Annotated in this window: 11 protein-coding genes; 3 read left to right on the top strand and 8 right to left on the bottom strand. The window is 38.5% G+C overall.

Annotation, left to right across the window (positions count from 1 at the left end; genetic code table 11):
• Positions 1-9 precede the first annotated feature (9 nt).
• The 7 genes from ADIARSV_RS12325 to ADIARSV_RS12295 all read right to left on the bottom strand — a co-directional run bounded on the left by ADIARSV_RS12325 (position 10) and on the right by ADIARSV_RS12295 (position 12,047).
• Positions 10-2,535 carry a CehA/McbA family metallohydrolase gene (locus ADIARSV_RS12325; RefSeq protein WP_016195864.1) on the bottom strand — a complete coding sequence of 842 codons (2,526 nt, stop codon included), beginning with the start codon at positions 2,533-2,535 and terminating at the stop codon, positions 10-12.
• A 1-nt stretch (position 2,536) separates the two neighbouring features.
• The gene (locus ADIARSV_RS12320) at positions 2,537-4,018 is read right to left on the bottom strand and encodes an arylsulfatase (protein WP_200864750.1); all 1,482 of its coding nucleotides are present in this window, start codon (positions 4,016-4,018) and stop codon (positions 2,537-2,539) included.
• A gap of 42 nt (positions 4,019-4,060) precedes the next feature.
• Positions 4,061-4,999 (bottom strand): glycerophosphodiester phosphodiesterase family protein, encoded by a 939-nt coding sequence (locus ADIARSV_RS12315; protein WP_016195862.1) that lies wholly within the window; start codon positions 4,997-4,999, stop codon positions 4,061-4,063.
• Between the two features lie 23 nt (positions 5,000-5,022).
• Complete coding sequence (locus tag ADIARSV_RS12310; protein WP_040299956.1) at positions 5,023-6,666, bottom strand: RagB/SusD family nutrient uptake outer membrane protein; 1,644 nt, start codon at positions 6,664-6,666, stop codon at positions 5,023-5,025.
• 6 nt (positions 6,667-6,672) lie between these two features.
• Positions 6,673-10,050, bottom strand: coding sequence for a SusC/RagA family TonB-linked outer membrane protein (locus tag ADIARSV_RS12305; protein WP_160166662.1), 3,378 nt, complete (start codon positions 10,048-10,050; stop codon positions 6,673-6,675).
• Between the two features lie 124 nt (positions 10,051-10,174).
• Positions 10,175-11,200, bottom strand: coding sequence for a FecR family protein (locus tag ADIARSV_RS12300; RefSeq protein ID WP_016195859.1), 1,026 nt, complete (start codon positions 11,198-11,200; stop codon positions 10,175-10,177).
• Between the two features lie 274 nt (positions 11,201-11,474).
• A complete protein-coding gene (locus ADIARSV_RS12295; protein ID WP_016195858.1) occupies positions 11,475-12,047 on the bottom strand; it encodes an RNA polymerase sigma-70 factor in 573 nt (190 codons plus the stop codon).
• Between the two features lie 106 nt (positions 12,048-12,153).
• Here ADIARSV_RS12295 and ADIARSV_RS22170 point away from each other — a divergent pair, with 106 nt between their 5' ends.
• A complete protein-coding gene (locus ADIARSV_RS22170; RefSeq protein WP_200864749.1) occupies positions 12,154-12,432 on the top strand; it encodes a hypothetical protein in 279 nt (92 codons plus the stop codon).
• A gap of 147 nt (positions 12,433-12,579) precedes the next feature.
• Here the strand turns inward: ADIARSV_RS22170 and ADIARSV_RS21185 are convergent, their stop codons facing one another.
• A complete protein-coding gene (locus tag ADIARSV_RS21185; protein ID WP_235048416.1) occupies positions 12,580-14,544 on the bottom strand; it encodes an AAA family ATPase in 1,965 nt (654 codons plus the stop codon).
• Between the two features lie 96 nt (positions 14,545-14,640).
• Here ADIARSV_RS21185 and ADIARSV_RS12280 point away from each other — a divergent pair, with 96 nt between their 5' ends.
• Both ADIARSV_RS12280 and ADIARSV_RS12275 read left to right on the top strand, forming a co-directional pair.
• Positions 14,641-14,955 (top strand): hypothetical protein, encoded by a 315-nt coding sequence (locus ADIARSV_RS12280; RefSeq protein ID WP_040299955.1) that lies wholly within the window; start codon positions 14,641-14,643, stop codon positions 14,953-14,955.
• 213 nt (positions 14,956-15,168) lie between these two features.
• Positions 15,169-16,296, top strand: a complete 1,128-nt coding sequence (locus tag ADIARSV_RS12275; RefSeq protein ID WP_016195854.1) for a DUF3800 domain-containing protein — start codon at positions 15,169-15,171, stop codon at positions 16,294-16,296.
• The last annotated feature ends 39 nt before the right edge of the window (positions 16,297-16,335 follow it).

Here is a 16,335-nt window from a genome sequence, read left to right as displayed (position 1 = left end):
AGCTTTTAATCAATCTTTTATTTCCTTGATCTTTCCCTTTACCGGTAAGACTTGCCCGAGCATGTCATGATTTGTTTTGAACTCCCCACCATCAAAATCAATAAAGAATGGATTTGAAAGTGCAAAAGGCAGTTGATTGCGCTTTCCTGTTACAGGGCCAACATGCTCTTCGGTGTCATAGGCCATTATCAGGACAACTGCATCTTTGGCTAATTTTATTGGAAATTGGTGATTAAACCCATTGTTTTGGAACAGGCTTGGATTTTTCGCTTTGGTAAATGTGTATTCAGGTTTTATCTTTCCATTGATAATAACATTAACCGTATTCACATGGCTCCATTGGGCTTGTGAAATAACTACTGCCATATTTACTGAGTTTCGCATTGCAGTTACAGTACTACCCGGTAATGAATCATTAACTGTTACCGTCATAAATGGGCCGTTACTCATAATAACATGTCCTTTTTTTACTTGCGCTGCAATTTCAAGAGCATTTATTTCTTCGGGTACATCATGTTTGGTATATACATAGTTGAACAGAGCTCCGGTACTGCTGCCAATCACATGGGCATCTGAATTTGCCGTTCCAAAAATGTGATAACCGAGGTTTAATAATTGCAACCATTGGAAAGAACGGGTATTCGTATTTCCTCCGTTTAAAGCATCCGGTAAATCAAACATCGATTCCCTGATTTCCATAACATCGGTAAATTCCTCTGTGCCATACCCTTTGTCCTTTATACCATCCGCATTTTTATCGAAATATAATAAACTGATTTCGGGGTGGTTTTGCTGCATCAACTTAAAGCTTCCATTATCGTAATCATACAGCCTTTTCATCTGTACATAAGGGTCAACGTCGGTTTTTGGTGCTCCATAACCACGTTTACCGGGTTGGATCAATAAAGGAAAAGCAATCTGATGATTGGTACTGCCAGGGCCTGGTCTGCCGCTTAGTTCAATACCGGCTGCTGATTTAATAAATTTACTGAGCTTTAAACTATCAATTACCTCCGCATAGGTACTTATTCGGTTATGTTCGGTTGCCGGAGCAAATTCTATCCCTGCGGCAACCATATTAATTATACGATCAGGCACTCCTGCATTTGAATCACCGCTCCTGGTGGTATGGTTATGTAAATCCGCTATGATGTAATGAGCTGAGGTAAAGGCCCGGCTGATTTCAGCTTCTATAACGTGATTTTTGCCTTTTACTACTTTTACAGTACGTTCTACTATGTCGTATTCAGGGCCATGAGAGATCACGATCGTATAATCTCCAGGTGTAATAGGAACCTCAAATTCTTTACTGTTTGCATAGTAGAGTTCAGCACTTCCATCGTTTCTTGTGGCGGGACCAAAATTGGGGGTTTTCGTTCCATTTATGCCTCTAAAGGAAACCTTAACGGGTAATAGATTTCCTTTTTCATCCGTAATTTTAAATGCTATTTTCGTTTCTTTGTCGAATTTAAGTGTTAGTTTTTGAAGAGTATCACTGAATATAATTTCTTTAATTATACTATCATGTCCTGGTTTATACGCTTCTAATTTGTATTTCCCTTTTAAAGCTTTTAAAGCATATAAGAATGCTTCTCCGTTTTTATGAGATATAGAAGAAGAAACCAACTCCCCTTTATCATTGCGTAAATTCAGAAAAACGTCTGCAAAATCAGTGTTCTCATGGTCCTTAAGCGATACTGTCAATTTGAAAAGCTGATTGTCCGGCTGTGCTAACTGCTGAATTTGAAGACCCGAAACATCAGCGGCGGTTACAAACTTCCTGCTTATTGACAAAGAATCAAATGGATTGAGGGTTACATTTTCAGTTGGATCAGCATCAGACAATTTATAATAAACTTTGTGGCCTAACCGAATTAGATTTTGCTGTGCGGAAGCCTTAGGTATGAAGATCTTGTTTTTCTCAGACAGTACACCATATGCGGAATGGTACCAGTCGTTATTGATATAGGCGAGATTTGAGAGCCCTTGCGGCGTAAAATTACTCAGTTTGTTATCACCTCTGATCATATCGAAAACCGGAAGTTTTATGCTCTTGTTTACTGTATTTTTATAGGTGGTTTTTACGTGAATATAGTCTTCCCCATCTTTCATTGTATACGTAGTTTCAGCTGTATAAGGCTCTTCATCAGTAGCATACTTCAATGCCTTTAACACGATCACAGCACCCATGGCCCTAACTACAATAATCGTATCGGCTGAAGGAACATCTACTCGTGCTCCCTGCGGATAAAATACAGTTAACTGGTCATTATTGGCAGAAAGGGTACTGAAATCAATAATTGCTCCTTGTATGGAAGATACCATCTGATTGGCCTCCCGATCCGGGTAAGCTGCACCAATTACTGCGATTACCTGGTCATTTTTCATAACCCAATCACCGATCATGCCATCAACTTCTTTGCCTTTGGGAAGTAATGTTAAATTGTCTTTAGTCAATATAACAATTTGCGCTGCGTTCACTTTTAAAGCAACAACGCAAAAAAAGATATATATAATTAGAATCGATTTTTTCATACTATTTACTTTTAATTGTCTCTGGATTACTACCGTCATTACCGTAGTTGGGTGTCCTTTTAGTTAAAGGAAATTCAGGATTTTCTGTCCTGTAGCTGATCATCATTTGCTTTATTTTGGCAACTACTCCAGGATTGCTTAGTGCCAGGTTTTTGCTTTCCTTTGGATCAACCTTGAGATTATATAATTCGAATGGTTTTTGGTAAGCGTTGATTCCTTTCCAATCTCCCAATCGGATGGCTTGTATCGGACCCTGAGATTCATTAATCTCCCAATAAAGTAAATCATGCTTTTTTTGGTTTTTCACTTGATTCAAAAGCGTCGGAAGGTAAGAGATTCCATCTGTTTTAACGCTTGGTTTAATGCCAGCTATATCACAAAGGGTAGGTAGTAAATCCCAAAATGCAGCAGGTTGATCAGACGTTGAACCCGGTTTAATTTTATTGGGCCACCTTGCTGCAAAGGGTTCCCGAATCCCTCCTTCATAAAGGGTAAGCTTTCTGCCTCTTAGTCCTCCCGTGCTATTAAAAATACCTTTATCACTACCAGGGCCGTTGTCGCTTGTAAAGATCACTAAGGTGTTATCATCTATTCCTTGCGTCTTAAGCTCTTGCATAAGCTGTCCTATATAACTATCCAGACGGGAGATCATTCCTGCATAGGTGGTATTTCCTTCAGGATCATGATGGTAATGCCCACTTACATCCATTGGTTTCTTCGGCCAGCCGAGATTTTCATAAGGTGCTTTGGATTCGTCAGGAACGGTAAGTTCATTATGGGGAATGGTATAAGGCAGGTAAAGAAAGAAGGGTTTTTTGCTGTTCTTTTGTATAAAAGCGAGTGCTTCCCGGGTGAAAGCATCATTGGAGTACTCCCCTTTTTTACTTGCACTTTCATTATCAGGCAATTGCAGTTTTTCTCTGTTTTTCCATATATATTCCGGGTAATAATGATGGGCTTCTGTATGGGTTTTATAGCCATAGAAGTAATCAAAGCCATGGTCTAAAACATTTCCTGTTCCTGCTCCTTCTTCTAGTCCCCATTTACCAATTATTCCTGTAGAGTAACCTACGCGTTTCAATTCCTGGGCTACTGTAACATCTTCTGCAGCTAAGTCGATGGCTTTTCCACTTGCTGTCCAGGCAGAAAGCTCTCTAACATGCGCATGTGCTACGTTGACACCAGTCATTAAACTTGCCCTTGAAGGAGCGCATACAGAAGAGCCGGCATAATGTTGGGTCATGACCATACCTTCCTGAGCTAACTGATCAATGTGAGGCGTTTTTATTTTCTGTTGACCATTAAACCCAATGTCACCATAACCCAGATCATCAGCCATAATGAAAATAATGTTTGGCAGACTTTTTCGCTTTTTTATTAGCGAATCAATGGTTGGGTTTGCATGGGCAAACCCGAATAGAGGAAGCACACCCAGGCAAGAAAGAAGGGTAATGCCCATAAGTTGTCTAAGAGACGATTTCACTACTATTAAATGGAACATACAAACGAGGTGTGATCGGTTTGATTATTTAAAGAATTTATCTTTTTTTGAGGGTGAAGGTCGCATACTTTGTAATGCGATCCCTGCTTCTATCCCCAAATCAGCTTCTATGATATCCGTTCCATGATCAATCATGTTTCTATACCCTTTTTCCAATTCTTGCTTCGTTATTTTTGAATGGGCATAATCAGCATCAATGTTTCTCGAACTTCCTAATATGGTCATAGCCCCTCTTTTATGAATTTCATCAATGAGCTTTTTATCAATAGGTGTAAGATGTGATACGAAAACGACTACGTTTGTCCAGGGAATACCAGTCGAATCAAATTCTTTCACTTTAGCTTCACTATTCAGCATCACTTCCATCATGATGTTCTTATTCAAAGCATAACATGCTTTGGCATCTTCAAGGGAGTATGCCATCACTATGGTCGAAAACTCAGCATGATTGGCTTCAATCTTTTTTACTCTGGCTTTGATCGGCACATCTTTCATATCCAGAACTAAAATGGTCTTTCCTTTGGCCCATTGGAGCGCTTCATCTAATGTGGGGATGCGCTGATTGGTGATATTGCCTTGTGGATCTTTTAGTTTTAGTTTTTTGATTTCTGCCAGGGTATAATCGGATACTTTTCCTTTTCCTGTGCTGGTTCTATTCAGCGTTCCGTCATGCATCAATACAATTGCACTGTCCTTAGTAAAATGGGGATCAATCTCCATTATGGAATGCACACTTTGTAGGGTATGTTCAAAGGTTTCGATACTATTTTCCGGATAGCCAATTGTTGCTCCACCGCGGTGTGAGCTTACAAAAGGAATCCTATCTGGACTATATGTAAAAAATGTTTTTAAATCATCTGTTGAGGTTAACTCGATTCGATGAAGTTTATCCCTTGTCGAAAAACTGATTAGAAAAAATGGAATCAGTAAGGCAGAAAAAGACAAAAAGGCTCTATTTTTCATGTTTTTACGAAGATTGCAAATGATCAATATCCTGGATTTTGCGTAATTTTTGGATTTTGCGCGATTACTGCCGCAGGAATAGGCATTAAATAATTTTTAGATTTATCAAAGGTTACTTTAGCTCCACCTGCTGGTTGTTTTTGATACACGAGTTTACCAGCGACAACAGTAATCTTCATGGCGGAAAGAGGCTTAGAGAATACATCCTCTGCAATTCGCCATCTCCATAAATCAAATAATCTTTTGCCTTCAAAAAATAATTCTACCCGTCTTTCTCTTCGTATTTTTTCCCTCATTTGGTCCTGTGTCAACCCTGTGGTCAGATTGGGTAATCCGCCTCTGGTCCGAAGCTTATTAATGGCATCATATATAGATTGGTCCGGGCCTGTATTTTCATTTTTTGCTTCTGCATAGTTAAGAAGCACATCTGCATATCTCCAGATAATTGAATTTTGACCCGCACTTACCCGGGGTACGATAGAAGGATCAATTATTTTACCGAGCCAATAACCCGTCCTAGTTCCCCCTCCTGAACCAGATTCGTCCAGTTGGTTTCTATTATTTGCTATGCCCAGGCGTGTGTTTATTACGCCTCCTTTCCAGGTTGCTCCATCATAAATAATAGATGCAGCAAAACGTTTATCCCGGTTTGCATATGGATTTGAAGGATCAAAAAGTGCTGACCCTTCAGCCTCTGTTTTACCATCTAAAAACTCATAGGTATCCACCATATCCTGGGTTGGATTTACTGAACCAAAACTGGTTCCATCTGTAGTTTTAACCGGATTCCAATAACCTTCCTTTACTTCAGGCTTAACATTTGCGGCATATTGAATGTCAAAAATTACTTCTTTATTGTTCTCATTCGCTACATAGAACAAGCCAGCATAGTCTGCGAACAGATCATAACCTGCACCTAAATTGATTATTTTCAGATTTGTAGCTGCTGCGTCTTCCCATTTTGAAGCATACAGCTCTGCCTCTCCTTTTAAAGCGAGTGCGGCACCCTTGGTTACTCTGCCAGCCTCTGCAGCAGTTACCTTCAATGGAAGGTCTGTTGCGGCTTCTTCACATTCGGTCTGCAAAAAGGCAACACACTCTTCATACGAATTCCGGGCTTGAAAGATTGATTCTCCATCCTCAGATTGGTTTAAGGATTTAGTGATAATAGGCACACCACCATACAGATTCATCAATTGTTTATAGAAGTAGGCTCTTAGAAATCTAGCTTGTGCGATATAGGATTTCTTCACGTTAGCATCATAGTCTGCCGGACTAACATTTTCAATAAAGACATTACATTTTCGGATGGCCTTGTACATGCTGTCCCAATGACCGGGAAAAATTGGTGTTGAGGGTCCATAAGAACCAGATGCAAAGTTTACATATGATGGGATGCCCGCAAGTGACCCGCCTATGCTGTTATCTGAAAAATTATCCAGAGGATCATTGCTTATTTCAGAAGGCAGGTTGGTAAAGACGGTTGATTGAGGACCCGGGTTAAGTGAATTATAGATATCATTCAGAAATAACCCTGCATTTGCAGCATTACTCCAAACGGTAGCATCAGTTAATTGATCGGTGGGTTGAATGTCCAGTATTTCATCGTTACAAGCAGATGAAAACAAGGACAAGAACAATATGAATTTTATAACTTGATTTTTCATGTTAAATTAGAAATTAGCGTTAATACCAAATGAAAACACTTTTTGCTGGAAATAGTACCTTGCCCGTTTACTGGCACCACTTGCTCCAATTTCAGGATCAAGGTATTTCTCGCCAGTGAATGTAAGTAGGTTTTGTCCTGATGCATAAATTCGGATTCCTCCAATGCTGAGTTTTTGCATGAGCAGTTTTGGCAGATTATACCCCAGTTCAATATTTTTTAACCGCAGGTATTTGCCATCTCTTTGCCAGAATGATGACACCACCTGACTGTTACTGCTTGGGGAAGGAAGAATGATGGGGTACGCAGCATTCCGGTTTTCTGGCGTCCAGTAATCCAATTGTTCTCTAAATATTTTAGCACCATTGAAAAAAGGATTTGATGCTTCATTAGTTAATTGAAAGCTACTTTGTGCTGCTCCTTGCCATAACATTCCCAGATCAAAACCTTTAAAGGATGCATTAAAGGTTAATCCGTAAATTATTTGAGGAAAAGCGGGATTACCAATCACCGTTTGATCATCTTCATTTATTACACCATCATTGTTAAGATCTGCATATCTTATATCACCAGGTTTCAGAGCTGAGAAATTTTGCTTTGGGGCTGCATCTATTTCTTCCTGCGTTTGAAAGTACCCAGTAGATTGATAGCCATATTGTGTTCCTAAAGGCCTTCCGGTAATTCTTCTGTTCACATTGTCAAAAGTGGATCCATTTTCATAGATCTGGACCAGCTTGTTCTTCGCATAAGAAAAATTCACACCAGCGTTTAGTGTTAATTTGTTTTCAAATGTATGATTCGTATTGACACTGAAATCAAAGCCTTGATTATCCATTACGCCACCATTTACCTGAGATACGCCAATACCATATTCTACTGGTAATAGAGCAGTTGGTGCTACTAACATATCAGATCTTCTTTCTTTGAACCAGTCTGCCTCGATGTTTAAGGTTCGATTGAATAAGCTGGCTTCAAAACCTATATCCAGCTTCTTAGCAGTTTCCCAGGTGATGTTTATATTAGGTTCGGATCTTTCAAAGATTCCTGATACTTGTGTTGGGTTTGATCCACCAAAAACGTAACTGCTGTTTAAACCATACGAGTTCAAATACTGAAAGGGAGAACCAGCAAGATTACCTGATTTACCAAATGATGTGCGCAGTTTTAAATTATTAATCCAGCTGATGTTATCTTTAATAAAGGACTCTTCTGATAATCTCCATCCGAAAGAAGCAGCAGGAAAGAATGCAAATCGTTTTCCGGGTGCAAAGAAGTAGTGCCCATCATATCTTCCTGAAAATTCTGCCAGGTATTTTTGATTGAATGCATAGCTCAGCCGATATACAAAACCAAGTTGTTTAGATTTACTTGAGGTTCCCTCATTACCGAAGTCATTTTTATTCGAGCTCCCTTGACTGATCTCATCAAGAGGAACTTGATAGTTTATCCTTGATGCACTAAAGGAAGTTGAGTCTCCATTACGCTGCTCTGCAACCACAAGCGCACTTACATCATGTTTGCCAAATGTTCTTTTATAATCCAGATAGGCTTGTAAGGTTATGTTAACATTTTCGTTAAATCCTTGTGTGAGTCTGGTTGAAGCTACTCCTGCGGTGGTAGCAATAAATTCGTCAGCTGCATTTAGTGAATAAAAACTGTAGGGTATCTGCCATTGTTTATTCTTTCTGTAATTTTTATCGTAAGCGGCTACTCCTTTTAACGATAATCCCTGAATAAACTTCAAATCCTGTTTAATCGAAAGTTGGGTAAATAAAATATTGGTGTTATTCCTGTTGTATCCGCTTTCGTTTATGGATGGCAATAAGGAGTTACCAGGGAGACCATTAGAGAATTTTAAAGGGGTATTAAGCAGTGGTGCATTCTTTGTTACCGAGGTGTAAATTTGAGTTCCAGTTGTAGAGCCTGGGTTTTTAGTAACTTCTAAACTACCTTTAATATCAAATGAAATAATGGTGGAGTTGGTTGCATTGACATCAACATTTGTTGCAAAATTATAACGTGAATAATTGATAGCATCTACAGAACCTTGTTGGTAAAGATTACCTAAAGAACTGAAAAACCTAACTTTTTCTGATCCTCCGGTAAACGTTAAGTGTTGAGAGGTCATGGGTGCAGCGAAATCAATGACCTCACGTAACCAATCATGATCAGGGTAATGATCGGGATCAGAGTGGTCTTTGTATTTCTGTAAAACCTCATCTGAGTAAGGGGCGGGTAAGCCTGCGTTTGCACTAGCAATGTTTAGTGTACTGGCATAATCGTATGAATTGAGATAGTCAGGAAACCGTGTGGGTTGCTGCACGCCATACCAGGTATCAAAATTCAGAGATACCTTACCGGCCTTACCTCTTTTTGTCGTGACCAAAACCACACCGTTTGCACCAGCTAAACCATAGGGAGCAATAGCAGCTGCATCTTTTAAAATGGTAATCGTTTCAATTTCTTCAGGATTGAGCTGCGAAAAAGGTCTTTGGATCCCGTCAACGATTGTTAATGCATCGTTGCTTGATCCATTTGTTCCAACACCTCTGACCCGTATTGAAGAGGCATCGGCTCCCGGCTCTCCACTAGATTGAAAAGTCAATACGCCTGATACTCTCCCAGCTATTGAATTATTGATATTTCCTACCGGAGACCTTACAATATCATTTCCATTCAAGGTCGATATGGAGGAAGTAGTAAGTGCTTTAGCTTGTTTGCCATATCCTACTACCACAACCTCCTTAAGTGCGTTGCTACTTTCTTTGAGAATAATGTTTAATTCGACCTCCTGGTTTACTTTAACCTCTAAGTTCTCAAATCCCAAATAACTAAATACTAAGGTAGAATACTCAGGTGCATTGATCTTGAATTCGCCATTACTGTTTGTAAGCGTTCCAATAGTACTGCCTTTTACTTTAATAGTTACGCCTGGTATGGTTTCGCCCTTTTCGTCTTTAACAATTCCAGTTATTGGTGCTAATTTATTGTTGCCAATTAGGTTATCACGGGTAGAAAGCGCTATGACATTTCCGGATAGTTCTTCAAAAGTAACATCTAAAGGGTCCAGCAATTTGGTGAGAATGGCACCAATTGCCGTATGGGCTGGAGCTTGTAAGGAAACCCAGCTTTCGGTAGGGATCTTGTCGGAATTATAAAAAAATTTAAATTCACTAACAGACTCAATTTTTATTAATGCTTCTTTAAATTTTATCCTTTTGAAATTAAGCTCCTTTTTAATCTCTTTTTGTGAATAGGCTTTTGCAGATAGCGATAGGTGTAAACACAGTACAAAAATGGCTAATAAAGTAAATTTAAGATTTGATACGAACTCCTTACCAATCTTAGGTAGAATACCAAGAGTGGGCAGTAATATTTTTTTCATACTTTTGTATTTTATGGTTTTTTTGAAGGTCATTTCCAGTGTCTCTTCAATAAAATAAATAAACTTGGGGGGAGTGTTAGAGCATTCCCCTTTTTACGATGCTTGGTTTCTCTAACCGGACTTATTATTCAATAATGATTTCATCTTCGTTGATTGTATAATTTATGTTTGCTATTACTTTTAAAAGACTCATCGCCTCATTGATGTTCTCATTTGTAAAAACACCAGTCAGGCGATATTCTTTGATGGCATTTCTCTTGAAATATATTTTTACATTAAATCTGCGTTCCAATTCTTTTGAAAGATCTTCAAACCGTTTATCTCTAAAAATCAGCTTATCATTGATCCATGCGGTTTCTACTATTTCCTTAGTTTGGACATCGGGTACCACTACACTGATCTCAGGGCCTTTATCAAACCATGCTGTTGTTATGACTACTTTTTCCAAAGGCATCATGCGTATTTTTTTCTGTCCCATTTTTTTGGGATAAATTTCTACAACACCTTCAACAAGTATGGTTTCTAACAGCTCATCAAAGGCTTTCACATTAAAAATGGTTCCCAAATCTTTTATATCTGCTTGCGAAGTATGCACGATAAAGGGACGTTTTGCATCATGCTTAACTTCAAAGTAAGCCTCGCCAGTCAAATAAACCTCCCGTTCGCTTTTACCGTAGTGTTTCGAGTATTGAAGCTTACTTCCAGCGTTCAAAATAATTTTTGTTCCATCAGGTAGCTGTAATTGTGACTTCGTACCCCTTGGCGTAATTATTTCATTCATTGATAAAGTATAAACTTTCAGGCTATCATAATTAAAGAAGCCAATTAATGAAATGACTACTGCAAAAGCGATCGCCATTACCATTTTGATTGAAGCAAATGTGGTGGTAGATTTGGCACTTTTGTCTGAAACCGTAGCGATTACATCCTCTTTAAATGAGGCATTTGCACTTTGTAAAAGAGCCCTGGGTTCAGTCATAAATTTCTCGAGAGCAGCTTCCAATTCGTTTGAAGCTTCCAGCATCTCGAAGGAGTACCATAACTCAGGATTATTAGCTAAAATCTCTTCAAGTTCTTTTAATTCTGAGTGTTCTATTGATTGCGTCATCTTTTTAGCCATCAATAGCCACACTCTTTCATTTTCACTCATTTTAATTAACCTCTTTTACCATAAGACTAATCAAAAGCCTGATTCTACTAAGCGTGCCGTTAATTTTTTTTAATTAATTTTTTACGGTGATACTCTTCGGGGAAAGATTGAGTGAAGACGGAATTGCTTCTGAGTGATAAAATATGGCCTTTTTAGATAGAGGACCCGAAGGAAGGCTGGATTTATAATGCTTATGAGGGGAATCAATCTAATTAATCTTAGATTGAACGGTGAGCCGGGATCTTAATTTCTACCGGTCTTTTCAGTAGAAAAACTACTTTATCCTTTTATAGATTCCAGTTTCTTTGAAAATTTCAACAGTACTTAGCAGTCTTTTCAAGGCAATCGCAAGCTGGGCATCAATCGTATTAATAGAAATACCAAGTAGTTCTGCCACATCTTTATTCCTTTTACCATCAATCTTTATCAATTCATAAATCTGTTTACATCTTGGAGGAAGATCATTGATGGTCTCCTTGATCTTAATACCCAATTCAGAGGATATAAAAATGCTTTCAGGGTCATCCAAACTGCATTCATTAAATTTGAGATTGATGTTGAAATTTTTCTCCCTTTGATGTTTCGCAAGTTGTGTTAAACATTCATTTCTGACGGAAGAAAAAAGGTAAAGACGCAAATTGTCTATTTCACTCACCTTCCCCTTTTTTGACCAAACTTTAAAAAGCACGTCATTAACAATCTCTTCAGAGGGCTCTTTATACCGCAAATATCCTTTTGCAAATGTTGTGAGGAGGTGATGATATTGTGAATGAAGAAATACATAAGCTTCGTCATCCTTTCTAAGGATTATTAAATCTAAAAAAGTTTGAGAACAGGTAGTTGACATATCTTGAGTTTAAACTTCTGCAAGTTCAAACTCAAATGTTAGCTGAATATATTGTGTATGTTTTATAATTATTAACCGATGCGCGAATTCTTGACCTGTAATAGGGATGTTTCTACAGGACCTTATTATTAAATTAAACATAATTGAGCATGCCTTTTCGGTAACGCAAAAGGGCAATGGTCCCGCAAAGCTTTCCCTCAACACTAGCACCCCAAAAATTCCCTCCGTTAAGAATATAGAAATCTTCGATGTCAAGCAGATCCGGTTGGCCTTCACATCAGAAAATTATCTAACAAAGGTCTATCCCGATGAGCCTACATTTTTCGATACTTCAAACTATATTGCAATGGCAACCAATGAAACAATCATCAAAGCTGGTGCATAATTAATAACCTTATTTACTACGGCCACTAGATCTGTGAATACTCCGTAGGCTGAAGAAATGTAGACGTAATCTTAGATACAAGCTTTGAGTTTGCATATTCCGGAATTACACTTATTTTCTTCCATTCGGGATCAGCACCAAAAGATTTCAGTGCTGGCCGTGCGCGGCCATATCATCGAAGGTGACCATGTAAATTAGGTTCGGGCGGGCCTCTCCTATGATCGTTTCTCCAAAGAAAACTGGCTTAAAACCTAGCCGTTTGAAAATATCAATCTCCCCACCTTCATTAAACATCTCACGTTTCTTTATTCCTGCTGCCTCATTCGCATGCTCATATCTACGCAGCTCGAAAATACGTTTATCCTTTTGTGGGAGCTCCAGGCCAGGCATGTTTTTAAAGGCTTTAAGTAAGGAACTTTTTATACGCTCATAAGCCGGTTCTGTTGCTGGCGCATTCAGATATGCAGCACCTTCAACTACACAGTTCCCCTCAGCGTCACGATCCAAAAAATTGATCATAGTCTTTGGAAGGTCAGAGACTAAGAAAGGAGAATGCGAAGTTACAATCAGCTGGATGGTCTTACTGGGAAGGTTTTGTGAAAAAAACATTAGTAGGTCATTCAGCAGTTTGCTTTGCGAAGCAGGGTGAAGGCTGGATTCAGGTTCATCCAGCATGATCACTACATGGCGGCTTTTGGTCACCACATTGTTCTGGAAGGCGTAGTGAAACCTAGAATAAATATTGAAGACCGCCTGCTCTCCAGAACTCAAACCTTCCCAGTGGAAGGCTAGGAAAGAGAAAATACCGATCAGCTTATTGTAGCTCCTAAAAAACTCCAGCACTAGGGGGAGGGTTGCCTCGTTCAATGGAGTATCAATGACATCATAATACTCAAACTGAGAGTCATACTTGCCCAAGCGCTTTCTTGCTAAAGATACCTTCAAAAGAAGGTCAAAGGTTTTGAGAAAACTCTTCAGCTGTTCCGCGAACTCTTCCGGCATCAGCATGGCAAAGCGCTCGTAGCTATCATTAAAAATAAAATCACTGAAATCATCTTCTCTTACTAAGAGAAACAGATCCGGCCTTCTCAGCTGGAGCATAATAGTCAGTTTGTACACAAACATCCTACGGTAAATAAGCTTAAGGCTCTCCTCATCATCAGAACCCATATCGCCCCAGGGTTTGTAAATTATTTTATCAAAAGCAGTCAGGCCGTTTTCCTCCAGTATACTTGAATACCCTTTGAAGTATTTATTGTGTTTATTGTCCACCTGGATGATAACTGAACTGGGAAGTTTAAAAGGAAGGCTATGTCCCCTATCAGCTAGAAAATCGAGCTGCCTTTCTGTCTCCATGATCCGAAATGCAGTCAAGCTGTCGATCTCCGATTTCGGAAACAAGGTATCATAGTTATTGTACCGATGGTTCAGCAGGTCCGAAGACACCAAATGATTTGTTGAAATGTCCATCAATTCAAAAAGGTGGTACTCTTCACGGTGATCAAAGATATTCGAGTAAAAAATATATGAATTTTCATAAAGTGGATGACCATCTCTCAGGAAATCAGGAGTATCAACTTCTGTACCTTCTAATAGATTTGGTAGCGAATCCTTAAACCGCAGTATCTCATAACCCTGTTGTGCCAACTCGTTCTCATTCTCCAACGGGATGTTTAATTGTATGCAAATACATTTGTCGAATACAACAATAGCGCTCAGATCATCAAACACCGTACTACCACCTGGGCTGAAAGAGGCAAGCATATACTTAATAAACTCAAACAAGTTAGATTTTCCAGCTCCGTTTGCACCTATTACCCCGGTAACCGAATTCACATTTCCAGGAAAGAAATTGGAAATATCTAGGGGGTTATCTATAATCTCTAGCACCTTCTCATCAGGATCATAACTGACCTTAAAACGGTCGGAGAAAGAAAATCCTTGAGCCTTTATGTTCTTAAAATCCTTTACCCATATATAATGGAGCTGCATAGCGAAATTTTTTTTGTTTAAGTAAGTATCTATTCTAACAATACCCCTTTTTGCAAAATTAGCCAAAGCGGCATCAACCCGTTTAAAAAATTCAGCTAGGTCCAGCCTTGAATTCTTCAAATATAACACAAACTACATTCAGACAATGACAATCATTACTATATCTGGACAAATAGCTTTATTTACTGACATTGAACAGTTCTCGTATTTTAAAAGATGAGTGAGCATAGGGAGAAAATAGAACAAGAAGATATCTTTTTAACCCAAAAAAGATTCATTAAAAGGTCTGTTGAGACATCAACTATTGGAAAAGTTCTCACCTATATTCTTTACATTCGTCAACAAGGCAAAATAGGGATGAGCACCAAAAACGCAATCAAACAATGGGTGGAAGAGACAGTAACCGGGGCTGTGATTATCAGCCACAATACGACTGGTGTAAAGAGGGATTGGGCGTCGCCTTTATTACTGGCAAAGACGTTCCAAAACCCACAAATTTTAATCCTCAGTCATGAAGGCACTGGTAGATAGCAAAGGCAATCCACTTTTCCACAAAGGGCTTCGGCGAAGCATCGTAAATTTTTTACCGTTACATGGACATGACTAATGAAATTGAAGTAAAACTTAGTATTGAAAGAGGAATTCAAAATTGATGTTGTTTTAAACAGTGCAGGATATTTCTCAGTTACCTCTTTTAATTACTGTAATTATTTTTAACAGCATAAATTTAAAATAAGTAATAAAATGCCAATCTATTGTGATGAATCAGGTTACACAGGTTCTAATTTGCTCGTAACAGCCCAGCCGTATTTTGTATATGCTGCTTTAAATGCTGAAGAAAAGGAAATTGAAGATTTCTATAATTATTTGAGAGCAAAATATAGACTTCAGGGGGAACTTAAAGGGGCTAATCTTGTTCACACCGCAGGAGGCAAACGTGCTATTTCTGAATTATTCAATCATTTTGGGGAAAAGGTCAAAATCATCTTCCATCATAAAAAATATGCGCTGGCGTGTAAATTTTTTGAATATTCCTACGAACCCGTTATAGCAAATAAAAATACATTCTTTTATCAAATGCGCTTTAACAGGTTCGTAGCACACCTTTTTTATATCTCTTTCGAAAAAAGCGAAAATAGTGCAGAGAAAGTATTCGAGCTTTTTCAGGAACTTTTACTAGGTAATAACGTGGACGGAATATTTAAAATTTTCAGACATATTCCGGCTCCAAATGAAATTTTAAAGCTAATAACCACTTTTACAATCATCCATAAAGATGCTATTCTTGACGAAATTTATACAGACGGTAAAATCGATGCATGGATACTCGACTTGACTCATTCAGCTCTTTATGATATGCTTTGTTGCTGGGGTATAGAGATAGATGAAATGGAAGTAATCTGTGATAATTCTAAACCCCTTGAAGCTGCCGTTAATCGTTACCCTTACTTTTATAGTGTCGGACTAGAAAAGAAATTTTGGGCGCCATTTGGAGAAACACTACCCTTAAACTTCACTCTCGCCAAACCAATTGTTTTTGAAACATCAAAGAAAAGCAAAGGGCTTCAACTGGCAGATCTATTTGCATCAGCTGCGTTTTATTCATTAAAAAATCCTATCAATTCGCTTTCATTAACTATCAATAACCAGCTTGAAAAAATATATTTATCTACAGAATCCTATTGCATTATGCCTCAGCCTGAAACTTATCTTAATCCAGCAACGGAAGAATTCAGATTTGGTATTTGGGCGATCTCCGCATTAACAAAAGCCTCTGTCGAAGATTCGGAAAATGTCTTAGGCTGCTTCGAAAAAGAGTTTTACCGCAAATTTACAAAGACTGGTACAAAAATCAAAAGTAAAAAGGCATAATTTAGTTATGACTTTCTATACCGGTTTAAAGAAATAATA

The organism is Arcticibacter svalbardensis MN12-7 (assembly GCF_000403135.1).
In the GTDB taxonomy this organism is placed as follows: domain Bacteria; phylum Bacteroidota; class Bacteroidia; order Sphingobacteriales; family Sphingobacteriaceae; genus Arcticibacter; species Arcticibacter svalbardensis.
Note: the sequence above shows the minus strand (reverse complement) of the source record. Positions and strands in the feature narration are given on the sequence as shown.